Origin of the sequence: Gilvimarinus chinensis DSM 19667 (assembly GCF_000377745.1) — a bacterium.
Lineage (GTDB): Bacteria > Pseudomonadota > Gammaproteobacteria > Pseudomonadales > Cellvibrionaceae > Gilvimarinus > Gilvimarinus chinensis.
Window position 1 is genome coordinate 367862 of sequence record NZ_KB898709.1, and the last position, 19292, is coordinate 387153.

Consider the following 19292-nt stretch of genomic DNA (forward strand, 5'->3'; position numbering starts at 1 on the left):
ACTATGAATTAATCTTCGTTGCGCAGGCTGGCTGGAGGCCAGTTTTCCAGACGCATACCGAGAGACAGACCGCGCGAGGCAAGTACGTCTTTAATCTCGGTCAGAGACTTTTTACCCAAGTTCGGAGTCTTCAACAGCTCAACTTCAGTGCGCTGAATCAGATCGCCGATGTAATAGATGTTTTCCGCTTTCAGGCAGTTGGCCGAACGAACGGTCAGCTCCAAATCATCCACCGGACGCAGAAGAACAGGATCAATCGCCTCTTCTTTTTCTTCCGGTTGTGATTGTGCTTCGCTCTCCAGGTCAACGAACACGGCCAGCTGCTGCTGCAGGATGGTCGCGGCGCGACGGATGGCTTCTTCAGGATCAATGGTACCGTTGGTTTCCAAATCCAGAATCAGCTTATCCAAATCGGTGCGCTGCTCTACACGAGCGCTGTCTACACTGTAGGCAACACGACGTACAGGGCTGAAAGAAGCATCCAGCTGCAAACGACCGATCGCACGGTTTTCGTCTTCTTCCTGACGGCGGGCATCAGCAGGCTGATAGCCACGACCGCGGGCGACAGTCAGACGCATAGTCAAAGTAGTGTCACCAGTGATGTTGGCGATGACGTGCTCGGGGTTTTTAACCTCGATGTCGTGATCGACCTGAATATCACCAGCAGTAACAACACCCGGACCCTTTTTGGTCAGAGTCAACACTGCTTGGTCTTTACCGTGCATTACCACGGCTACGCCTTTGAGGTTCAAGAGGATTTCAATAACGTCCTCGCGAACACCCTCAATGTCGCTATACTCGTGCAATACACCATCGATCTCGGCTTCGATGATGGCGCAGCCAGCCATCGAAGACAGCAAGATACGACGCAGCGCATTGCCCAATGTATGTCCGAAACCACGCTCCAGCGGCTCCAGCACGACCTTTGCGTGGGTCGGGCCGTTTTCGGTTACGTCGATATGACGCGGAGTCAAAAATTCGTTTACTGCAGTCTGCATAGCCACACCTGTTAACGGTTAATCCCTTACTTGGAGTAAAGCTCTACGATAAGGTTTTCGTTGATTTCAGCCGGCAAGTCGCTGCGATCAGGAACGCGCTTGAAAGTGCCTTCCTTTTTGTCAGCGTTTACTTCAACCCATTCAACATCAGCACGCTGGCCTGACAGAGTCAGAGCGTTCTGAATGCGCAGTTGGTTCTTTGCCTTCTCACGAACGGCTACAACGTCACCTTCTGCGACCTGGAAAGAAGCAATGTTAACGGTTTGACCATTAACGGTAATCGCCTTGTGAGACACCAGCTGACGTGATTCGGCGCGGGTTGAGCCAAAGCCCATGCGATAAACCACATTGTCCAGACGGCACTCAAGCAACTTCAACAGGTTCTCACCAGTTGCGCCCTTGCGACGAGCAGCTTCTTTGTAGTAGCTGCGGAATTGCTTTTCCAGTACACCATAGGTGCGACGTACTTTTTGTTTCTCACGCAACTGAACGCCGTAATCAGACAGGCGTCCACGGCGTTGGCCGTGCATACCTGGAGCGGTTTCCAGTTTGCATTTTGAGTCCAGCGCGCGTGCACCGCTCTTCAGGAACAGGTCAGTGCCTTCGCGACGGGACAGCTTACAAGTTGGTCCAATATAACGTGCCATTAGTTTGCCCCCTTACACTCGACGTTTCTTAGGCGGACGGCATCCATTGTGCGGGATAGGCGTCACGTCTGTGATGTTGGTAATTTTGTAACCAACGTTGTTCAGGGCACGAACAGCAGACTCGCGGCCTGGCCCTGGACCTTTTACCTCAACGTCGAGGTTTTTTAAGCCGTAATCTTTAGCGGCTTCACCGGCACGTTCTGCAGCTACCTGAGCCGCAAACGGGGTGCTTTTACGTGAACCGCGGAAACCAGAACCACCAGCAGTGGCCCAGCTCAGGGTGTTACCCTGGCGGTCAGTGATCGTTACGATCGTATTATTAAAAGAGGCGTGGATGTGTGCAACACCATCCGCTACCTGCTTTTTAACCTTTTTCTTGGTCGTGGCTTTATTACCTGGCTTGGCCATAGCAATCTCTTCCTAACTGTTGTTACCGTACTTTGAATGTGGGCGTAAGCGTCAATTACTTCTTGATGGGCTTACGCGGACCTTTGCGGGTACGAGCGTTAGTCTTAGTACGCTGACCATTTACCGGCAAACTACGACGGTGGCGCAGGCCACGGTAGCATCCCAGATCCATCAAGCGTTTAATGTTCATAGACACAACACGACGCAGGTCACCCTCAACGGTAAACTTGCCCACTTCGGTGCGAAGCTGATCAACCTGCTCTTCAGAAAGAGAGCCGATTTTCGCATCTTCAGCAATACCGGTAGCAGCACAGATCTGCTTGGCGGTGGTCCGGCCAACCCCGAAAATGTAAGTCAGGGATATAACCGCGTGTTTATGGTCTGGTATGTTTACACCAGCAATACGGGCCATTCAAATTACTCCAGTAACTCTAAAATTGCAGCGTTGACGTGGAAATACCCCACCCCTGACGCTCTTAATAAAAAGGCGCGCAAGGATAGCGACAAAACCACAAAAAAGCAATAGCCTGATGATTTCTCATCAGACGACAGTCAACGCCCCCTAGTGTGCAAGCCAGCCGTTATGGTTGTTCAGCTGGCAGAAAAGGTGGCAAAAATGCCACCTTTTCTGGCCGACGGGCAGCAAGCTGCCCATCGTCTTGCTTAGCCTTGACGCTGCTTGTGGCGTGGCTCGGCGTTGCAGATTACCCGCAGAACACCGTTGCGACGTACCATTTTGCAGTTGCGGCAAATTTTTTTAACAGAAGCACGAACTTTCATGATCCTACCCTTTAACTTGGGTTAGCGAGCGTTACCGCTGCCGTACCCCTTCAAGTTTGACTTCTTCATCAGTGATTCATACTGATGCGACATCAAGTGAGCCTGTACCTGGGACATAAAGTCCATTACCACCACCACTACAATCAGCAATGAGGTACCGCCTAAGTAGAAGGGCACATTAGCCGCTACTACCAGGAACTGAGGCATCAGGCAAACTACCGACATATAAACAGCGCCGATAACCGTCAGACGGGTCAAAACACTGTCAATATATTTGGCTGATTGCTCGCCGGGACGAATCCCCGGAATATAAGCACCTGATTTTTTCAGGTTGTCCGCAACCTCTTTCGGGTTAAACATCAACGCCGTATAGAAGAAGCAGAAGAACGCAATCAAGCCGGTAAACAAAATAACGTTCAAAGGCTGGCCTGGGCCAATCGCCAGTGCAAAATCCTGCAGGAAATTGCTTACCGGACCGTCGCCACCTTCACCGAACCACTGCGCAATCGAGGCAGGGAACAGCAAGATAGAGCTGGCAAAAATCGCCGGAATCACGCCCGCCATATTAATTTTCAATGGCAGATGGCTAGTTTGAGCCGCGTAGGCCTGACGACCTTGCTGACGCTTGGCGTAGTTCACCGTAATGCGGCGCTGGCCGCGCTCGATGCGCACAATACACCAAATTACAAAAATAGCCAGTACTGCGATACCCAGCAGCATCAAAATATTGAGATCTCCCTGACGGGCACTCTCAAAAGCCGCACCGATGGCACTCGGGAAGCCAGCAACGATACCCGCGAAAATCAGCATGGATATACCATTACCAATACCGCGCTCTGTTACCTGCTCACCCAGCCACATCATAAAGACGGCACCGGTCACCAGAGACACTACAGCGATAAAGTAGAAAGCTATGGTTGGCTCTCCACCGTATGCAAAACCCGAAAAGCTCACCGCCATAGCCATTGCCTGGACAGTAGCCAATACAACGGTACCGTAGCGTGTGTACTGGTTAATCTTACGACGACCAGCATCACCTTCTTTTTTCAACTGCTCCAGCGAAGGAGTCACCGCAGTCATTAACTGCATAATGATCGACGCTGAAATGTAAGGGAAAATACCCAGAGCCAGAATACTCATCCGCTCCAGAGCACCGCCCGAGAACATATTAAACAGGCCCAGCACCGTTCCCTGATTCTGATTAAACAGATCGGCAATCCGGTCTGGGTCAAGCCCAGGAACCGGAATGTGGGTACCGATCCGGTAAACCACTATTGCCAAAAACAGAAAACGAAGGCGAGCCCAGAGCTCGCCCAATCCTTTTTGATTTGCTAACGGCAGATTACCGGGAGTTGCCATTGGCACCTCTTACTCTTCGACTTTTCCGCCCGCCGCTTCGATGGCAGCTTTGGCGCCTTTAGTTACAGATAAACCTTTCACTGTAACGGCTTTGGTCACTTCGCCGGAAGCAAAGATCTTGGCACGCTTGATGTTCGCACCGATGATATCGGCTTGCTTCAAGGTTTCCAGATCTACCACTTCGCCTTCTACTTTGTTCAGCTCGTTCAAGCGAACTTCAGCAGTCACACGGCCAACTCGTGAAGAGAAACCGTACTTAGGCAGGCGCTTTTGCAAAGGCATTTGACCGCCTTCGAAACCTGGCTTAACAGTACCGCCTGAGCGAGACTTCAAACCTTTGTGGCCGCGACCACCAGTTTTACCTAAGCCACTACCGATACCACGGCCAACACGCTTTTTGCTAGTAGTGCTGCCGGGAGCGGGATTCAGCGTATTAAGACGCATGTTACTCTCCCTCTACCTTAACCAGATAGTTCACTTTGTTAATCATGCCACGAGTTGAAGGAGTGTCTTCTACCTCAACCGTGTGGCCGATGCGACGCAGCCCCAAACCTGTAACACAAGCCCGATGGTTCTTCAGACGGCCTGCGGTACTCTTGACCTGAGTCACCTTAATCATTTTCTTAGCCATGCTCGTTTACCGCTTTCCTAGAATCGACAATGTCGATTAGTTCAGAATATCTTCTACGCTCTTACCACGCTTGGCGGCTACTGCTTCAGGAGCAGCCATGTCACGCAGCGCTTTGTAAGTAGCGCGAACCACGTTTACCGGGTTGGTAGAACCGTAGCACTTAGCCAGAACGTTCTGTACACCGGCGATTTCCAGTACAGCGCGCATAGCACCACCGGCAATTACACCAGTACCAGGAGATGCTGGCTGCATGTAAACCTTAGAGGCGCCGTGACGACCCTTGGTGGCGTACTGCAGTGTATCACCGTTCAGGTCTACAGAAATCATATTGCGACGCGCTGCTTCCATTGCTTTTTGAATAGCAACAGGCACTTCGCGCGCCTTACCGCGGCCGAAACCTACCTTGCCGTTACCGTCGCCAACAACGGTAAGTGCGGTGAAGGCAAAGATACGACCACCTTTAACTGTTTTAGCAACACGGTTAACTTGTACCAGCTTTTCCTGGAAGCCTTCGTTGTTGCTGTCATCTTTCTTAGTAAAAGCCATGTCTTTACCCTTAGAATTCCAGTCCAGCTTCACGCGCGGCATCAGCCAATGCCTTTACGCGACCGTGATATTTGAACCCACTGCGGTCAAAGGCAACTTGGGTAATGCCAGCGGCTTTCGCGCGCTCGGCAATCAACTCACCCACAGCTTTGGCAGCATCAGCATTGCCAGTGGCACCGCTGCGCAGTGATTTGTCCAGAGTGGAGGCGCTTGCTAAAACGCTGGCTCCATCCTGGGCAATAATTTGTGCGTAAATGTGACGTGGCGTGCGGTGAACGGTTAGGCGGTTTACACCCAACTGACGGATCTTGGCACGGGCACGGCGCGCACGGCGAAGACGAGATTGCTTCTTATCGCTCATAACCTAGCCCCTACTTCTTCTTAGCTTCTTTACGACGTACTTGTTCGTCAGCGAAGCGCACACCTTTACCTTTATAAGGCTCTGGCGGACGAAGCGCGCGGATCTCCGCGGCCACCTGACCGAGCAACTGCTTATCAGCGCTCTTGAGTACGACATCGGTCTGGCTCGGAGTTTCCACTGTGACACCTTCTGGAACGGTGTAATCCACAGGGTTAGAGAAACCCAAAGACAGGTTTACAGTGTTACCTGTAGCTTTGGCACGGTAACCAACGCCAACCAACTGCAGCTTTTTCTCAAAGCCTTCAGTTACGCCGACCATCATGTTACCAACCAGGGCACGCATAGTACCCGCCAAAGCGATAGATTCCTGCTTGGCACCACCGTCGCGGGCAGCAAAGCGCAGAACGTTATCTTCCTGCGTTACTTCTACTGCATCGTGAACGGTCACTGCCAACGTACCTTTGCTGCCCTTCAAGCTAAGTTCTTGCCCGTTAAGGGTGACATTAACAGCAGCGGGTACTTCAACCGGACTGTTTGCAACTCGTGACATGATTCTTCCCGTTAGAATACTGTGCAGAGGACTTCGCCACCTACGCCCTGGGCGCGTGCAGCACGATCAGTCATTACACCTTTACTGGTCGAAACGATGGCAACACCCAGGCCGTTGCGAACACTCGGCAGCTCGGTTTTACCAGCGTAGTTACGCAAACCGGGACGACTTACACGGTCGAGTTCCGCGATTACCGGCTTGCCTTCAAAATATTTCAGCTCGATGGTCAGCTCAGCCTTTGGGCCTTCGCTTACAGAGAAGTCTTTTACGTAACCTTCTTCAACCAAAACCTTGGCAACGTTTGCCTTAAGCTTGGAAGAAGGCATGCTAACTTCAGTCTTACCAACTTGCAGCGCATTGCGAATGCGGGTCAGCATATCTGCTAACGGATCTTGCATACTCATCTGAATGTGCTCCTATATATGGGCCTGAGCTTACCAGCTCGCCTTAACCAGACCCGGGACGTCACCGCGCATAGCTGCTTCACGCAACTTGTGACGGCAAAGACCAAACTTACGATAAACACCGTGCGGACGGCCGGTCACGCGGCAGCGGTTGCGACCACGAGAAGGGCTGGCGTCACGAGGCAATTTCTGCAACTTGGTTTGCGCTTCCCATACTTGCTCTTCAGATGAAGCAGGGCTGGAAATAATCGCTTTCAATTCGGCACGCTTGGCAGCGTACTTCTCAACCAGACGTGCACGTTTTGCTTCGCGTGCGATCATAGATTTTTTAGCCATGTCTCTACCCTTAGCCTTTGAACGGGAAGTTAAACGCTTTCAACAAAGCGCGTCCTTCTTCGTCAGTACGTGCCGTTGTGGTGATACAGATATCCAAACCACGCAGCTTGTCTACTTTATCGTAGTCAATCTCGGGGAAAATGATCTGTTCAGTCACACCCATAGAGAAGTTGCCACGACCGTCAAATTGCTTGGGACTGATACCGCGAAAGTCGCGGATACGAGGAATAGAGATCGAGATTAAACGATCCAAAAACTCGTACATGCGGTCTTGACGCAGGGTCACTTTACAGCCGATCGGCCAGCCATCACGGATTTTAAAACCTGCGATAGACTTACGCGCCTTGGTTACGACTACTTTCTGACCGGCAATCTTTTCCAGATCGCCCACAGCGTTTTCAAGCACTTTTTTATCGCCCACTGCTTCACCAACACCCATGTTGATGGTGATTTTAGTGATACGCGGCACTTCCATAACGTTCGCCAAACCCAACTCTTCTTTCAGTTTGGGAGCGATCTCTTTGCTGTATACTTCTTTAAGCCTAGCCATGTTACTTACGCCCCTACGGCTTCGCCATTGGATTTGAAGACGCGAACTTTCTTATCGCCTTCAACCTTGAAGCCAACACGATCAGCTTTTCCAGTTGCGGCGTTGAAAATCGCAACATTGGAAACATGAATAGCGGCTTCTTTCTCTACAATACCACCAGCAACACCCAGTTGAGGGTTTGGCTTCTGGTGCTTTTTGACGAGATTGATACCAGATACGATCACCTTGTCATTGGCCAAAACGCGAACTACTTTGCCACGTTTGCCTTTGTCGCGACCGGCGATAACAATCACTTCGTCATCACGTTTAATCTTACGCATTTGTCTGCCCTCGTCTCTCTAACTCTGTCGAAGTGCTTAAAGCACTTCCGGCGCCAGAGAAATGATTTTCATGAATTTCTCGCCACGTAACTCACGCGTTACGGGTCCGAAAATACGTGTACCAACCGGAGCATCCTGGTTGTTCAGCAGTACAGCAGCGTTGTCGTCGAACTTGATCAACGAACCGTCCTGACGACGCACACCGCGCTTGGTGCGTACCACTACCGCCTTCATTACCTGGCCTTTTTTCACCTTACCGCGTGGAATGGCTTCCTTTACGGTAACTTTGATGATGTCACCCACGGCTGCGTAACGACGGTGGGAGCCGCCAAGCACCTTGATGCACTGGACACGGCGTGCGCCGCTGTTGTCCGCTACATCTAAGTAGGATTCTGTTTGAATCATCGTCCGTCTCCGAAACTAATCTATGCCGCAAGAAATCCTTAGATTTCAGTTGCGCGCTCTTCAATTTTCACCAAAGCCCATGACTTGCTTTTAGACAGGGGACGCGACTCAGCAATAGTCACGGTATCGCCCATCTTGGACTCGTTGTTTTCGTCATGCGCTTTCAGCTTGGATGACTTACTCACGTACTTGCCGTAAATCGGGTGCTTAACGCGACGCTCGATCAATACTGTGATGGTTTTATCCATCTTGTCGCTGACGACTTTACCAGTCAGTGTACGAGCCAGTTTTTCTGTCTGAGCCATCGTTAATTACCTGCCTTTTGTCTAAGCGCCGTTTTGATGCGAGCAATATCTTTACGAGTTTGCGACAACAAGTGAGTCTGGCTCAGCTGGCCAGTGGACGCTTGCATACGCAGCTTGAACTGCTCTTTCAGCTGGGCAAGCAACTCGTTGTTCAGCTCTTCAACGGACTTTTCCCGGAGTTCTGAAGCTTTCATCACATCACCGAACGTTTAACGAATGTTGTAGTAATAGGCAACTTTGCCGCAGCAAGAGCGAAGGCTTCACGAGCCAGCTCTTCACTAACACCGTCCATTTCATACAGGACTTTGCCAGGGCAAATCTGTGCCACCCAGTATTCTACGTTACCCTTACCTTTACCCTGACGAACTTCCAGAGGCTTTTCGGTAATTGGTTTGTCCGGGAATACTCGGATCCAAATTTTACCGCCACGTTTAATGTGACGAGTCATAGCACGACGGGCCGCTTCGATCTGACGTGCTGTAATACGACCGCGACCAGTCGCTTTTAATCCAAAGTCGCCAAAGCTAACTTTGGAGCCGCGATGGGCCAAACCGCGGTTGCGGCCTTTCTGTTGCTTGCGAAACTTCGTACGCTTCGGTTGCAGCATCTTGCGTACCCCTTACTTAGACTTTGAGCCTTTTTTCTTAGGCGCGGTTTCGGTGGCTTCTACATCACCAATAATCTCGCCTTTGAAAATCCAAACTTTAACGCCAATGATCCCGTAGGTAGTTGACGCCTCGGCGGTGTTGTAGTCGATATCCGCACGCAGAGTATGCAGCGGCACACGACCTTCGCGGTACCATTCAGAGCGCGCAATCTCAGCGCCACCAAGACGGCCACCTACCTGAATCTTGATACCTTCAGCACCCTGACGCATGGCGTTTTGTACCGCGCGCTTCATGGCACGACGGAACATCACACGACGCTCGAGCTGCTGAGCAACACCCTGGGCAACCAGAGCCGCATCCAGATCAGGCTTGCGAATTTCTTCAATGTTAATGTGAACAGGCACGCCCATTTTCTGGCTTACTTCAGCGCGCAGGCGATCAACATCTTCACCTTTTTTACCAATCACGATACCCGGACGGGCAGTGTGAATGGTGATACGCGCAGTGTTAGCAGGACGTTCAATATCAACGCGGCTAACAGAGGCATTTGCCAGTTTGTCCTGGATGTACTTACGCACTTCCAAGTCGTTGTTCAGCTTGTCTGCGTAATCATCGCCGCCAGCATACCAAGTAGAGGTATGGCTTTTGACAATACCCAGACGAATACCTGTCGGATGTACTTTCTGACCCATAACGCCTACTCTCTTACTGATCGGCTACTTTTACGGTGATATGACAAGTGCGCTTCAAAATACGGTCTGCACGACCTTTTGCGCGCGGCATGATGCGTTTCATGGTCATGCCTTCGTCTACAAACACAGTAGACACTTTCAGCTCGTCAATATCAGCACCTTCGTTATGCTCTGCGTTTGCAATTGCAGACTCGAGCACTTTCTTCATAATCGCAGCGCCCTTCTTCGGGCTAAAAGCCAGAATATCAAGAGCGTCTTCAACGCCTTTACCGCGAATTTGATTTGCAACCAAACGCGCTTTCTGCGCCGACAGACGTGCACCGCGTAATTTTGCTGCTACTTCCATCGTATTACCTCGTAGGCACTAGCGCTTAGCGCTTTTTAGCTTTCTTATCTGCAACGTGACCGCGATAAGTGCGGCTCGCTGCAAACTCGCCCAATTTGTGCCCAACCATCTCTTCGTTGATCAGGACCGGCACGTGTTGACGCCCGTTGTGTACCGCCAGAGTCAAGCCAACCATCTCCGGAAGAATCATGGAGCGGCGAGACCAGGTTTTGATCGGGCGACGATCATTTTTTTCGATCGCTGCTTCGACCTTCTTAATCAGGTGAAGATCGATAAAAGGACCTTTCTTCAGTGAACGTGGCACTGTTGCTTCCTCTTTAGGTTGTCAGGTCGTCAATTAACGCTTGTCGCGACGACGAACTATCATCTTGTCAGTACGCTTGTTCTTGCGCGTTTTGTAACCCTTGGTTGGAGTACCCCAAGGTGAAATTGGGTGACGGCCACCAGAGGTACGACCTTCACCACCACCATGCGGGTGATCAACCGGGTTCATCGCAACACCGCGAACAGTCGGGCGCACACCGCGCCAGCGCGTGGCACCTGCTTTACCCAAAGAACGCAGGCTGTGCTCGCTGTTGGAAACTTCGCCCAAAGTGGCGCGACATTCCGCTAGCACTCGACGGGTCTCACCGCTGCGCAAGCGCAGAGTGGCGTATACACCGTCACGAGCTACCAACTGAGCCGAAGTACCAGCAGAGCGTGCGATTTGCGCACCCTTACCAGGCTTAAGCTCAACACAGTGAACCACGCTACCTACGGGAATGTTGCGCAAAGGCAGAGCATTACCGGGCTTGATAGCCGCAGCATCACCAGATTCAATTTTGTCACCAGCCTTCAGGCCCTTAGGCGCAATCACGTAGCGACGCTCACCGTCGGCATAGCACACGAGTGCAATGTAAGCCGTGCGGTTTGGATCATATTCAATACGCTCTACTGTCGCTGCGATACCGTCTTTGTTGCGACGGAAATCGATCAGGCGATAGTGCTGCTTGTGACCACCACCGATGTGACGAGTAGTGATACGGCCAGCGTTGTTACGACCGCCAGAGCGAGACTGCTTTTCCAACAGGGGCGCGTAAGGCGCACCTTTGTGCAAGTCCGGATTAACGACGCTTACTACAAAGCGGCGACCGGGCGAGGTTGGTTTACGTTTTACAATAGCCATTGCAACAATCCCCTTACTCAGCTACCGCAAAGTCGATGTCTTGACCTTGCTCAAGGCGCACGTAAGCTTTTTTCCAGTCACTGCGCTTGCCGAGACCGTAGCGTGTACGCTTGGTTTTGCCTTTAACGTTCAGAATGCGAACCTGCTCAACTTTAGTGTCGAACAGCGCCTGAACAGCGGCTTTAACTTCCAGCTTGGTAGCATCAGCGGCAACTTTAAATACCACCTGATTACCAGTTTCGCCTGCGGCAGCCGCCTTTTCGGAAACCACCGGGCCTAACAAGACTTTATAGATGCGCTCTTGATTCATCCCAGGATCTCCTCGAATTTCTTCATCGCAGCAACAGTCACTACCACTTTATCGAAGCGAATCAAGCTAACAGGATCGATACCTGCTACATCGCGAACATCAACCTTGTGCAGGTTGCGAGAAGCCAGGTACAAACCTTCGCTTACTTCTTCTGTTACGATCAGCGCTTCAGACAAGCCATACTGAGCCAGCTTTTGCACCAGAGCTTTGGTTTTTGGAGCTTCAACATCAAACTCTTCAACAACCACTAAACGCTCTTGGCGATTCAGCTCAGACAAAATGCAACGCAGTGCTGCGCGATACATTTTCTTGTTGAGCTTTTGCTCGAAGTTGCGAGGCTTGGCTGCGAAAGTGGTACCACCTGAGCGCCAGATTGGGCTACGGATAGTACCGGCACGCGCGCGGCCAGTGCCTTTTTGACGCCAGGGCTTCTTACCGCCACCAGCTACTTCAGAGCGAGTTTTCTGGGCCTTGGTACCCTGACGCGCACCTGCCATGTAGGCAACTACCGCCTGGTGAACCAGGTCCTGATTAAATTCTTTGCCGAAGGCAACCTCAGACACTTTCAAAGTACCGTTGGAGCCGCCGGGAGTAACTATATTCAATTCCATGGTCGATTCCCCTAGGACAATTAAGCGTTGTTGCTCGCTTTAACCGCTGGACGTACGATTACGTCGCTTCCGGGAGCTCCCGGAATGGCACCTTTAACCAACAGCAGATTGCGTTCGGCATCAACACGAACCACTTCTAAGTTCTGAACGGTTACACGCTCAGCACCCATATGGCCCGACATTTTCTTGCCCTTAAAGACGCGGCCCGGAGTTTGGCACTGGCCAATAGAACCCGGAGCACGGTGAGAAAGTGAGTTACCGTGGGTAGCGTCTTGCATGTGGAAGTTCCAGCGCTTAACTGTACCTGCAAAACCTTTACCCTTGGAGGTGCCGGTTACGTCAACGACTTGACCTGCTTCAAAAGCAGCAACAGTCAACTCGGAACCAGCTTCGAAATTTTCTTCAGAATTGTTACGCAACTCCCACAAACCACGACCAGCCTCGTTATTAGACTTGGCGAAGTGACCTGCAGCAGATTTGCTAACACGGGAGGCACGACGAGACCCTACGGTAACCTGCACAGCATTGTAACCGTCGGTTTCTACATTCTTAACCTGAGTGATGCGATTGGGTTCTACCTCAATCACAGACACGGGAATGGAAACACCATCATCGGTAAATATACGAGTCATACCGCTTTTGCGGCCGACAATACCAATCGTCATTTTACTAACCTCTTAGTGTACGGGGCTCTTACCCGCTATGGCCGCCCATTTCAGAGCGTTACACAAGGCTGAATAAATTGTTTTACTCAGCCAGACATTTACAAGTTTTTAGCCGAGACTAATCTGAACCTCAACACCTGCAGCCAAATCCAGCTTCATCAGGGCATCTACAGTTTTTTCAGTAGGCTCAACGATATCGAGCAAACGCTTGTGTGTACGAATCTCGTACTGATCACGCGCGTCTTTATTAACGTGCGGAGAGATCAATACAGTGAAGCGCTCCTTACGGGTCGGCAACGGAATAGGGCCGCGCACTTGGGCGCCTGTGCGTTTAGCGGTCTCAACGATCTCCTGGGTAGAAGAATCGATAAGCTTGTGATCAAAAGCCTTCAGGCGAATCCGAATGCGTTGATTCTGCATGTGAACCAAACTCCAATAATAACTTTAAAGAACAATCCATTTCGGCAAGACCACCGGGGCCCGTGCAAAATGGAGGCGCAATATTAATGACCGACCCGGCCGGTGTCAACCAAAAACCAGGAAAAATTGTAAATATTTTAACCAGAGGGAAAACCGCGCCCAGATCAGGTCGTAACCGCTGTAAAAACGCGAGCGGGCGCGCATTGTAGCGACTTGGGGCGCAGATACAAGTACTACCGGTAAATTATTTAGTCTTATATATAAAGAAGCACGAACCTACAAAAAAGGGGGCATGCAACACCTCCTCGGCAGGCGAGACACAACAATTAATCTAATGATCGCAAAACCGTCTCAACCATCTTTTTCGCATCATCGAACAGCATCATGGTGTTGTCGTTAAAAAACAGCTCATTTTGAACCCCAGCATAACCTGTCGCCATTCCGCGCTTCACGAACAGGACAGTCTTGGCCTTTTCCACATCGAGGATCGGCATGCCGTAGATCGGGCTAGCCGGGTCCGTTTTGGCAGCCGGGTTGGTGACGTCATTGGCACCTATGACAAAAGCCACATCCGCCTGCTGGAACTCACTGTTAATATCTTCAAGCTCAAACACCTCGTCGTAGGGCACATTCGCCTCAGCCAAGAGCACATTCATATGCCCAGGCATGCGCCCCGCCACCGGGTGAATCGCGTAGCTTACCTTCACCCCAGCCTTTTTTAACTCATCCGCCATCTCACGCAAGGCGTGTTGCGCCTGAGCCACAGCCATGCCATAGCCAGGCACAATAATCACCGAACCGGCGTTTTTCATAATAAAGGCGGCATCCTCAGCACTACCCTGCTTTACCGGGCGATCATCGGTCCCACCCGAAGCTGCCGCAGCAGTCGAGTCACCCCCAAAACCACCCAGAATGACGTTAAAGAAAGAGCGGTTCATCCCCTTACACATAATATAAGAAAGAATAGCGCCAGATGACCCCACCAAGGCCCCGGTAATGATCAAGGCGTTGTTGTGCAGGGTAAAGCCGATACCCGCCGCCGCCCAGCCGGAATATGAGTTCAACATACTCACCACCACCGGCATGTCGGCGCCACCAATGGGAATAATAATGAGAAACCCGAGCACAAAGGCGAGCCCCACCAGCGACCAGAACACCCAGCCAGACTGATCCACACAGAAATAGCCCACCAACCCCAAGGCCGCCAAACCCAATAGCGCGTTTAACAAATGCTGCCCAGGAAAAACCACCGGACGCCCTGACACCAACCCCTGCAGCTTGGCAAAAGCGATAACAGAACCGGAAAAGGTAATGGCGCCAATCATGGCCCCCAGGCTCATCTCAATACGACTGGCAACATAAATACCACCTTGCGCATCCAACAAACCAAAAGAGGCAGGATTTAAGTAAGCCGCCCCCGCCACCAGTACAGCCGCCATCCCCACCAGCGAATGGAAGGCCGCCACCAACTGCGGCATGGCCGTCATGGCAATGCGCGACGCAATCAATAAACCAACAGCGCCACCGACAAACACTGAGCCAACAATCCACAAATAAGAAGTAATTTCGGGACTGAGAATGGTCGTGCCGACGGCAATCATCATACCCAGCATACCCATCACATTGCCGGCACGAGACGACTCAGGAGAAGATAAACCGCGCAGCGCCAAAACGAATAGTACCGCCGCGACCAAGTACGCCAACGAGGTGATACTTTGCATATCCATAGCAGACTCCCCTTACTTCTTCTTTTTATACATAGCCAGCATGCGCTGGGTGACCGCAAAGCCGCCAAAGATATTCACAGACGCCAGCGCCACGGCAATACACCCCAAAACCTTAGCCTGACTCATACCCTCTGGGCCCGCCGCTATCAATGCACCCACCACAATCACACTGGAAATAGCATTGGTCACCGCCATTAAGGGCGTGTGCAATGCCGGGGTGACACTCCAGACCACGTAGTAGCCGACAAATACCGCCAACACAAAGATGGACAACTGAGAGATAAAATCGCCGTGCATAACCACCTCCTATTTATGATCAGCAAACGCCGGGTGAACCACCTGGCCGTCACGAGTAAGCGTGGTAGCCGCAAGAATCTGATCTTCAAAATCCAACCGCAGGGATGCACCCGCTTCGCTATTAACCAGTGGGGTCAAATAATTAAGAAGGTTTTTGGCATAGAGCGCACTGGCATCAGCAGCAATGCGACTGGGCACATTAAAATGCCCCACCACTTTGACACCACCAACCTCTACCACCTCACCAGGGCGAGATGCAGTGCAATTGCCGCCCTGCTCGACCGCCAAATCAACAATGATCGAGCCGGGACGCATACTGGCCACCATCTCGTCGGTAACCAGCACCGGGGCTTTGCGCCCGGGAATCAACGCCGTACAAATAACAATATCCTGAGACTTGATGGTTTCAGCGACCAAAGCCGCCTGCTGCCGCTTGAACTCGTCGCTCATCTCTTTGGCGTAACCGCCGGCGGTTTCAGCTTCTTTTACCTCTTCGGAGTCCACCATCACAAAGCGTCCACCCAGGCTCTCCACCTGCTCTTTGGCCGCCGGGCGCACATCCGTAGCCGAAACAATTGCCCCCAAACGCTTAGCGGTAGCAATCGCCTGCAACCCAGCCACACCAGCCCCTAACACCATCACTTTGGCGGGGGCCACTGTGCCAGCGGCGGTCATCATCATAGGCATGGCGCGGCCGTATTCGTAAACAGCGTCCAACACCGCCCGATAACCGGCAAGATTACTCTGGGAACTGAGCACATCCATACTCTGGGCCCGGGTGATGCGGGGCACAAACTCCAGAGCCATCGCGGTCACATCTGCACCAGCATAAGACGATACAGAGGCCGGCGCTGCGTAAGGTGAAAGCATCGCCAAAAGCAAGGCGCCACGAGGAATTAACGCCAACTCATCCAGATCACCTTCACCGCTCAACAGCGGGCGCTGCACTTTGAGAACGACATCCGCATGAGCATAAAGCGCAGCAATATCCACCTCGATACGCGCACCGGCCGCTTGGTACAACTCATCAGGTAATTGGCTGGACAAACCCGCCCCAGACTCAACCACCACATCAAATCCCATGGCGATATACTTTTTGACGGTATCCGGAGTAGCAGCAACGCGACGCTCATGGTCACGACGCTCCTTCGGTACGGCTATCTTCATAGACACACCCTTTTCTGTTGTTATTGTTTTGACTGTAGATAGAGCCCTCGCATTACGCAAGGGGGAACAAAGGCGCTCAACCGAGCACCTTTACCAACCAGCTAGAACTGAAAAACATATATCACTGACACGCTAAACTACCGCGCCAATCTTCCAAGGATTAAATTCGGCCTCGCCGTACCCCAGCTCTTCGCTTTTTGTCTGCTCCCCCGACGCAATGCGTAAAAGCGTTGCAAAGATTTTCTCGCCCAGAGTCTCTAAGGTTTCATCGCCATCGACCACCGACCCACAGTTGATGTCAATGTCTTCCTGCATATGCCGGTAGATAGTCGTATTACTCGATAGCTTAATACTCGGCACCGGCTTGTAACCAAACGCCGATCCACGACCTGTCGTAAACGCCACCACATTAGCCCCCGAGGCCACCTGCCCCGTCACCGACACCGGATCAAAGCCTGGACTGTCCATAAACACCAGCCCTTTTTTCGTGACCGGCTCAGCGTACTGATAGACCGCCGTCATCGCGGTCGACCCGCTCTTAGCCTGAGCGCCAAGGGATTTTTCTAAAATTGTCGTTAACCCACCCGCTTTATTGCCTGGCGATGGGTTATTGTTCAACTCAAAACCATGCACACGCGTGTACTCTTCCCACCAGCGGATACGCTCTAGCAACTGCTCAGCCACTTCGGGTGTCGCCGACCGCTGCGTTAACAAGTGCTCTGCGCCAAAAATTTCAGGTGTCTCAGAGTAAATAACGGTACCGCCATGACGGACCAGAATATCGCCAGCCACCCCCAGCGCGGGATTGGCTGTAACACCGGACAGCGCATCCGAGCCACCACACTGAACAGCCAATATCAGCTCAGAAGCCGGGCAAGGCTCTCGCTGAATGTTATTCACCAAAGGAAGCATTTTGCGAACTTCGGCCACACCCTGCTCTACCGCCGCACGAGTACCACCCACACCCTGAATATTAAAAGCCTTAAATCGATCAGACTCCTGCAAGCCGGCCTGCTCCAGAACACCATCAACCTGCATGGTCTCGCAGCCAAGCCCAACCAAAAGCACGGCACCAAAGTTTGGATGCGCAGCATAGCCCTCAAAAGTCCGCTGCAGCATTTCATAACCCTCACCTTCTGCACGCATACCGCAGCCGGATTCGTGAGTCAGGGCAATCACACCATCAACATTAGGGAAGTCGTCCAACGCCCCCAGAAAACTGAAGTTAGCCGCAATTTGTTTAGCCACCGTCGCGGAGCAGTTAACTGTCGTCAATATACCTATATAGTTACGCGTTCCGACCTTGCCACTCTCACGGCGATACCCCATAAATGAGGCACGCTCGGCCTCAGATACAAAGTCCGTAGCAACAGCGTGACGACAAAAGCCATAATCCTTCGCAAAGTCACCCATAATGCAGTTATGAGTGTGCACATGCTGCCCCACGGCTATATCGGCAGCCGCATAACCAATAAACTGCCCGTACTTTATGACCGCCTCTCCCTGAGCAACAGGCTTTACCGCCACCTTGTGCATTTGACCCACAGGCTCCACCACCACAAAGTCTCGCCCAGCGATACTTAGTTGCTCCCCGGCCGCAATATCTTCAACAGCAATGGCGACATTGTCCTGTTGGTGCAAATGAATCAGCTTGCTCACGACCACCTCTAACTTTTACGAACTCGACACAGACGGCTGGCGCCACCTTTCTCAACTTATGACCGACAATCTAACAGCTAATTGGTCAGACCGCAATAACATTTTGGTATGACTAAAAAAGACAGAGATTGGCTTGAGCAAAAAAAATACTCTTGCTAAAATTGATCGGTCAAACTCCCTCAACACGGCGCACTAAAACCAATGAACGTATCTTTAGATGCAGGCAAACTCTCTGGCGGACGACTTTACCAACGCGTGGCCGAACAACTCGCCTCCGTGATTTCCGAAGGCGAATACCCGCCAGGCTCGCGGTTACCCGCCGAACGTAAGCTAGCCGAGCGCTTCGAAGTGAGCCGCCCTACCATTCGGGAGGCCATTATCGCGCTGGAACTTGCCGGGGTAGTTGAGGTGCGCGGAGGCTCTGGTGTGTACATCTGCGATGGCGAAAGCGATCGCCTTGCCAGCACTAACCTGGACGTAGGCCCTTTCGACATCTTAGAGGCTCGCATTTTGTTCGAAGGTGAGGCCGCCAGCCTGGCAGCACAAAAAATCACTGACGAAGAAATGGCCGAAGTTCGTCAGGCTTTGGATGACATGGTTACCGAAAACGAAGGTGAGCCCATCTGCGAAAAGGCCGATGAACACTTTCACATGCTCATCGCCCGCGCCACCAAAAATGACGCCATCGTTTCTGTTTGCAGCCATTTGTGGGCTTTGCGCAACAGCTCGCCGGTATCGGCACGCATCCTGGAAAAGGTTCGCCAGGCCGGCTCAAAGCCTCGCATCGAAGAACACCACGCCATTCTCGAGGCACTGGAAGCGCGCGATGCCAAAGCCGCCCGCGCCGCCATGCGCGAACACTTAACCCGCGTAATTCAACAGCTACTGGATGCCACCGAAGCCGAAGCCGTGGAAGAAGCCCGTCGCGCCATTATGCACAACCGGCAGCGCTTTAACCTGATCAACCCCTAACCCTGCCTGACAAAAACCGGGCTTTGGTAATACCAAAACTCGGTTTTTTACGT

32 protein-coding genes are annotated in these 19292 nt (G+C 51.9%); 1 reads left to right on the forward strand and 31 read right to left on the reverse strand.

The window, feature by feature from the left end; translation table 11 throughout:
• Positions 1 to 8: 8 nt before the first annotated feature.
• The 31 genes from D568_RS0113200 to D568_RS0113360 form a co-directional block, all read right to left on the reverse strand.
• Positions 9 to 998 (reverse strand): DNA-directed RNA polymerase subunit alpha, encoded by a 990-nt coding sequence (locus D568_RS0113200; protein ID WP_020210085.1) that lies wholly within the window; start codon positions 996 to 998, stop codon positions 9 to 11.
• Between the two features lie 26 nt (positions 999 to 1024).
• Positions 1025 to 1645, reverse strand: a complete 621-nt coding sequence (gene rpsD, locus D568_RS0113205; protein WP_020210086.1) for a 30S ribosomal protein S4 — start codon at positions 1643 to 1645, stop codon at positions 1025 to 1027.
• A 12-nt stretch (positions 1646 to 1657) separates the two neighbouring features.
• A complete protein-coding gene (gene rpsK / locus D568_RS0113210; RefSeq protein WP_020210087.1) occupies positions 1658 to 2053 on the reverse strand; it encodes a 30S ribosomal protein S11 in 396 nt (131 codons plus the stop codon).
• A 55-nt stretch (positions 2054 to 2108) separates the two neighbouring features.
• The gene (gene rpsM / locus D568_RS0113215; RefSeq protein ID WP_020210088.1) at positions 2109 to 2465 is read right to left on the reverse strand and encodes a 30S ribosomal protein S13; all 357 of its coding nucleotides are present in this window, start codon (positions 2463 to 2465) and stop codon (positions 2109 to 2111) included.
• Between the two features lie 251 nt (positions 2466 to 2716).
• Positions 2717 to 2833: a 50S ribosomal protein L36 gene (gene rpmJ / locus D568_RS21700; RefSeq protein WP_020210089.1), complete on the reverse strand. Its 117-nt coding sequence runs from the start codon at positions 2831 to 2833 to the stop codon at positions 2717 to 2719.
• A gap of 21 nt (positions 2834 to 2854) precedes the next feature.
• Positions 2855 to 4192, reverse strand: a complete 1338-nt coding sequence (secY, locus tag D568_RS0113230; protein WP_020210090.1) for a preprotein translocase subunit SecY — start codon at positions 4190 to 4192, stop codon at positions 2855 to 2857.
• Between the two features lie 9 nt (positions 4193 to 4201).
• On the reverse strand, positions 4202 to 4636 hold the full coding sequence (rplO, locus tag D568_RS0113235; protein WP_020210091.1) for a 50S ribosomal protein L15: 435 nt from the start codon (positions 4634 to 4636) through the stop codon (positions 4202 to 4204).
• Between the two features lies 1 nt (position 4637).
• Positions 4638 to 4823 (reverse strand): 50S ribosomal protein L30, encoded by a 186-nt coding sequence (gene rpmD, locus D568_RS0113240; RefSeq protein ID WP_020210092.1) that lies wholly within the window; start codon positions 4821 to 4823, stop codon positions 4638 to 4640.
• Positions 4824 to 4859: 36 nt separating this feature from the next.
• Positions 4860 to 5369 (reverse strand): 30S ribosomal protein S5, encoded by a 510-nt coding sequence (rpsE, locus tag D568_RS0113245; RefSeq protein ID WP_026287037.1) that lies wholly within the window; start codon positions 5367 to 5369, stop codon positions 4860 to 4862.
• 10 nt (positions 5370 to 5379) lie between these two features.
• Positions 5380 to 5730, reverse strand: coding sequence for a 50S ribosomal protein L18 (gene rplR, locus D568_RS0113250; RefSeq protein WP_020210094.1), 351 nt, complete (start codon positions 5728 to 5730; stop codon positions 5380 to 5382).
• 10 nt (positions 5731 to 5740) lie between these two features.
• The gene (rplF, locus tag D568_RS0113255) at positions 5741 to 6280 is read right to left on the reverse strand and encodes a 50S ribosomal protein L6 (RefSeq protein ID WP_020210095.1); all 540 of its coding nucleotides are present in this window, start codon (positions 6278 to 6280) and stop codon (positions 5741 to 5743) included.
• Between the two features lie 11 nt (positions 6281 to 6291).
• Positions 6292 to 6684 (reverse strand): 30S ribosomal protein S8, encoded by a 393-nt coding sequence (gene rpsH / locus D568_RS0113260; RefSeq protein WP_020210096.1) that lies wholly within the window; start codon positions 6682 to 6684, stop codon positions 6292 to 6294.
• Positions 6685 to 6714: 30 nt separating this feature from the next.
• A complete protein-coding gene (gene rpsN / locus D568_RS0113265) occupies positions 6715 to 7020 on the reverse strand; it encodes a 30S ribosomal protein S14 (RefSeq protein ID WP_020210097.1) in 306 nt (101 codons plus the stop codon).
• A gap of 10 nt (positions 7021 to 7030) precedes the next feature.
• A complete protein-coding gene (gene rplE / locus D568_RS0113270) occupies positions 7031 to 7570 on the reverse strand; it encodes a 50S ribosomal protein L5 (RefSeq protein WP_020210098.1) in 540 nt (179 codons plus the stop codon).
• Positions 7571 to 7575: 5 nt separating this feature from the next.
• A complete protein-coding gene (rplX, locus tag D568_RS0113275) occupies positions 7576 to 7890 on the reverse strand; it encodes a 50S ribosomal protein L24 (protein ID WP_020210099.1) in 315 nt (104 codons plus the stop codon).
• Between the two features lie 36 nt (positions 7891 to 7926).
• On the reverse strand, positions 7927 to 8295 hold the full coding sequence (gene rplN, locus D568_RS0113280) for a 50S ribosomal protein L14 (RefSeq protein ID WP_020210100.1): 369 nt from the start codon (positions 8293 to 8295) through the stop codon (positions 7927 to 7929).
• A gap of 38 nt (positions 8296 to 8333) precedes the next feature.
• Positions 8334 to 8600, reverse strand: a complete 267-nt coding sequence (rpsQ, locus tag D568_RS0113285; protein ID WP_020210101.1) for a 30S ribosomal protein S17 — start codon at positions 8598 to 8600, stop codon at positions 8334 to 8336.
• A 2-nt stretch (positions 8601 to 8602) separates the two neighbouring features.
• Positions 8603 to 8794, reverse strand: coding sequence for a 50S ribosomal protein L29 (gene rpmC, locus D568_RS0113290; RefSeq protein ID WP_020210102.1), 192 nt, complete (start codon positions 8792 to 8794; stop codon positions 8603 to 8605).
• Positions 8794 to 9207, reverse strand: a complete 414-nt coding sequence (gene rplP, locus D568_RS0113295; RefSeq protein ID WP_020210103.1) for a 50S ribosomal protein L16 — start codon at positions 9205 to 9207, stop codon at positions 8794 to 8796. Before rplP ends, rpmC begins: the two co-directional genes overlap by 1 nt.
• Before the next feature lie 12 nt (positions 9208 to 9219).
• A complete protein-coding gene (gene rpsC, locus D568_RS0113300) occupies positions 9220 to 9900 on the reverse strand; it encodes a 30S ribosomal protein S3 (protein ID WP_020210104.1) in 681 nt (226 codons plus the stop codon).
• 13 nt (positions 9901 to 9913) lie between these two features.
• On the reverse strand, positions 9914 to 10246 hold the full coding sequence (gene rplV, locus D568_RS0113305) for a 50S ribosomal protein L22 (protein ID WP_020210105.1): 333 nt from the start codon (positions 10244 to 10246) through the stop codon (positions 9914 to 9916).
• A 25-nt stretch (positions 10247 to 10271) separates the two neighbouring features.
• Positions 10272 to 10550, reverse strand: a complete 279-nt coding sequence (rpsS, locus tag D568_RS0113310; RefSeq protein ID WP_020210106.1) for a 30S ribosomal protein S19 — start codon at positions 10548 to 10550, stop codon at positions 10272 to 10274.
• A 33-nt stretch (positions 10551 to 10583) separates the two neighbouring features.
• Positions 10584 to 11411, reverse strand: coding sequence for a 50S ribosomal protein L2 (rplB, locus tag D568_RS0113315; protein ID WP_020210107.1), 828 nt, complete (start codon positions 11409 to 11411; stop codon positions 10584 to 10586).
• A 13-nt stretch (positions 11412 to 11424) separates the two neighbouring features.
• Positions 11425 to 11721 (reverse strand): 50S ribosomal protein L23, encoded by a 297-nt coding sequence (rplW, locus tag D568_RS0113320; protein ID WP_020210108.1) that lies wholly within the window; start codon positions 11719 to 11721, stop codon positions 11425 to 11427.
• Positions 11718 to 12332 carry a 50S ribosomal protein L4 gene (rplD, locus tag D568_RS0113325; RefSeq protein WP_020210109.1) on the reverse strand — a complete coding sequence of 205 codons (615 nt, stop codon included), beginning with the start codon at positions 12330 to 12332 and terminating at the stop codon, positions 11718 to 11720. Before rplD ends, rplW begins: the two co-directional genes overlap by 4 nt.
• A gap of 20 nt (positions 12333 to 12352) precedes the next feature.
• Positions 12353 to 12997, reverse strand: a complete 645-nt coding sequence (gene rplC / locus D568_RS0113330) for a 50S ribosomal protein L3 (RefSeq protein ID WP_020210110.1) — start codon at positions 12995 to 12997, stop codon at positions 12353 to 12355.
• Positions 12998 to 13105: 108 nt separating this feature from the next.
• Complete coding sequence (rpsJ, locus tag D568_RS0113335) at positions 13106 to 13417, reverse strand: 30S ribosomal protein S10 (protein ID WP_020210111.1); 312 nt, start codon at positions 13415 to 13417, stop codon at positions 13106 to 13108.
• Positions 13418 to 13743: 326 nt separating this feature from the next.
• On the reverse strand, positions 13744 to 15144 hold the full coding sequence (locus tag D568_RS0113345; RefSeq protein ID WP_020210113.1) for an NAD(P)(+) transhydrogenase (Re/Si-specific) subunit beta: 1401 nt from the start codon (positions 15142 to 15144) through the stop codon (positions 13744 to 13746).
• Between the two features lie 12 nt (positions 15145 to 15156).
• Positions 15157 to 15441, reverse strand: coding sequence for an NAD(P) transhydrogenase subunit alpha part 2 (locus D568_RS0113350; RefSeq protein ID WP_020210114.1), 285 nt, complete (start codon positions 15439 to 15441; stop codon positions 15157 to 15159).
• Positions 15442 to 15450: 9 nt separating this feature from the next.
• Positions 15451 to 16608 carry a Re/Si-specific NAD(P)(+) transhydrogenase subunit alpha gene (locus D568_RS0113355; RefSeq protein ID WP_020210115.1) on the reverse strand — a complete coding sequence of 386 codons (1158 nt, stop codon included), beginning with the start codon at positions 16606 to 16608 and terminating at the stop codon, positions 15451 to 15453.
• A 132-nt stretch (positions 16609 to 16740) separates the two neighbouring features.
• Positions 16741 to 18267, reverse strand: coding sequence for a UxaA family hydrolase (locus D568_RS0113360; protein ID WP_020210116.1), 1527 nt, complete (start codon positions 18265 to 18267; stop codon positions 16741 to 16743).
• Positions 18268 to 18468: 201 nt separating this feature from the next.
• Between D568_RS0113360 and D568_RS0113365 the strand changes: the two genes are divergently transcribed.
• A complete protein-coding gene (locus D568_RS0113365) occupies positions 18469 to 19239 on the forward strand; it encodes a FadR/GntR family transcriptional regulator (RefSeq protein WP_020210117.1) in 771 nt (256 codons plus the stop codon).
• Positions 19240 to 19292: the final 53 nt, after the last annotated feature.

What these genes read in the sequence shown, in the direction of transcription:
- D568_RS0113200 (WP_020210085.1), bottom strand. Translation starts at nt 998, where the DNA reads ATGCAGACTGCAGTAAACGAATTTTTGACTCCGCGTCATATCGACGTA.
- rpsD (WP_020210086.1), bottom strand. Translation starts at nt 1,645, where the DNA reads ATGGCACGTTATATTGGACCAACTTGTAAGCTGTCCCGTCGCGAAGGC.
- rpsK (WP_020210087.1), bottom strand. Translation starts at nt 2,053, where the DNA reads ATGGCCAAGCCAGGTAATAAAGCCACGACCAAGAAAAAGGTTAAAAAG.
- rpsM (WP_020210088.1), bottom strand. Translation starts at nt 2,465, where the DNA reads ATGGCCCGTATTGCTGGTGTAAACATACCAGACCATAAACACGCGGTT.
- rpmJ (WP_020210089.1), bottom strand. Translation starts at nt 2,833, where the DNA reads ATGAAAGTTCGTGCTTCTGTTAAAAAAATTTGCCGCAACTGCAAAATG.
- secY (WP_020210090.1), bottom strand. Translation starts at nt 4,192, where the DNA reads ATGGCAACTCCCGGTAATCTGCCGTTAGCAAATCAAAAAGGATTGGGC.
- rplO (WP_020210091.1), bottom strand. Translation starts at nt 4,636, where the DNA reads ATGCGTCTTAATACGCTGAATCCCGCTCCCGGCAGCACTACTAGCAAA.
- rpmD (WP_020210092.1), bottom strand. Translation starts at nt 4,823, where the DNA reads ATGGCTAAGAAAATGATTAAGGTGACTCAGGTCAAGAGTACCGCAGGC.
- rpsE (WP_026287037.1), bottom strand. Translation starts at nt 5,369, where the DNA reads ATGGCTTTTACTAAGAAAGATGACAGCAACAACGAAGGCTTCCAGGAA.
- rplR (WP_020210094.1), bottom strand. Translation starts at nt 5,730, where the DNA reads ATGAGCGATAAGAAGCAATCTCGTCTTCGCCGTGCGCGCCGTGCCCGT.
- rplF (WP_020210095.1), bottom strand. Translation starts at nt 6,280, where the DNA reads ATGTCACGAGTTGCAAACAGTCCGGTTGAAGTACCCGCTGCTGTTAAT.
- rpsH (WP_020210096.1), bottom strand. Translation starts at nt 6,684, where the DNA reads ATGAGTATGCAAGATCCGTTAGCAGATATGCTGACCCGCATTCGCAAT.
- rpsN (WP_020210097.1), bottom strand. Translation starts at nt 7,020, where the DNA reads ATGGCTAAAAAATCTATGATCGCACGCGAAGCAAAACGTGCACGTCTG.
- rplE (WP_020210098.1), bottom strand. Translation starts at nt 7,570, where the DNA reads ATGGCTAGGCTTAAAGAAGTATACAGCAAAGAGATCGCTCCCAAACTG.
- rplX (WP_020210099.1), bottom strand. Translation starts at nt 7,890, where the DNA reads ATGCGTAAGATTAAACGTGATGACGAAGTGATTGTTATCGCCGGTCGC.
- rplN (WP_020210100.1), bottom strand. Translation starts at nt 8,295, where the DNA reads ATGATTCAAACAGAATCCTACTTAGATGTAGCGGACAACAGCGGCGCA.
- rpsQ (WP_020210101.1), bottom strand. Translation starts at nt 8,600, where the DNA reads ATGGCTCAGACAGAAAAACTGGCTCGTACACTGACTGGTAAAGTCGTC.
- rpmC (WP_020210102.1), bottom strand. Translation starts at nt 8,794, where the DNA reads ATGAAAGCTTCAGAACTCCGGGAAAAGTCCGTTGAAGAGCTGAACAAC.
- rplP (WP_020210103.1), bottom strand. Translation starts at nt 9,207, where the DNA reads ATGCTGCAACCGAAGCGTACGAAGTTTCGCAAGCAACAGAAAGGCCGC.
- rpsC (WP_020210104.1), bottom strand. Translation starts at nt 9,900, where the DNA reads ATGGGTCAGAAAGTACATCCGACAGGTATTCGTCTGGGTATTGTCAAA.
- rplV (WP_020210105.1), bottom strand. Translation starts at nt 10,246, where the DNA reads ATGGAAGTAGCAGCAAAATTACGCGGTGCACGTCTGTCGGCGCAGAAA.
- rplB (WP_020210107.1), bottom strand. Translation starts at nt 11,411, where the DNA reads ATGGCTATTGTAAAACGTAAACCAACCTCGCCCGGTCGCCGCTTTGTA.
- rplW (WP_020210108.1), bottom strand. Translation starts at nt 11,721, where the DNA reads ATGAATCAAGAGCGCATCTATAAAGTCTTGTTAGGCCCGGTGGTTTCC.
- rplD (WP_020210109.1), bottom strand. Translation starts at nt 12,332, where the DNA reads ATGGAATTGAATATAGTTACTCCCGGCGGCTCCAACGGTACTTTGAAA.
- rplC (WP_020210110.1), bottom strand. Translation starts at nt 12,997, where the DNA reads ATGACGATTGGTATTGTCGGCCGCAAAAGCGGTATGACTCGTATATTT.
- rpsJ (WP_020210111.1), bottom strand. Translation starts at nt 13,417, where the DNA reads ATGCAGAATCAACGCATTCGGATTCGCCTGAAGGCTTTTGATCACAAG.
- D568_RS0113345 (WP_020210113.1), bottom strand. Translation starts at nt 15,144, where the DNA reads ATGGATATGCAAAGTATCACCTCGTTGGCGTACTTGGTCGCGGCGGTA.
- D568_RS0113350 (WP_020210114.1), bottom strand. Translation starts at nt 15,441, where the DNA reads ATGCACGGCGATTTTATCTCTCAGTTGTCCATCTTTGTGTTGGCGGTA.
- D568_RS0113355 (WP_020210115.1), bottom strand. Translation starts at nt 16,608, where the DNA reads ATGAAGATAGCCGTACCGAAGGAGCGTCGTGACCATGAGCGTCGCGTT.
- D568_RS0113365 (WP_020210117.1), top strand. Translation starts at nt 18,469, where the DNA reads ATGAACGTATCTTTAGATGCAGGCAAACTCTCTGGCGGACGACTTTAC.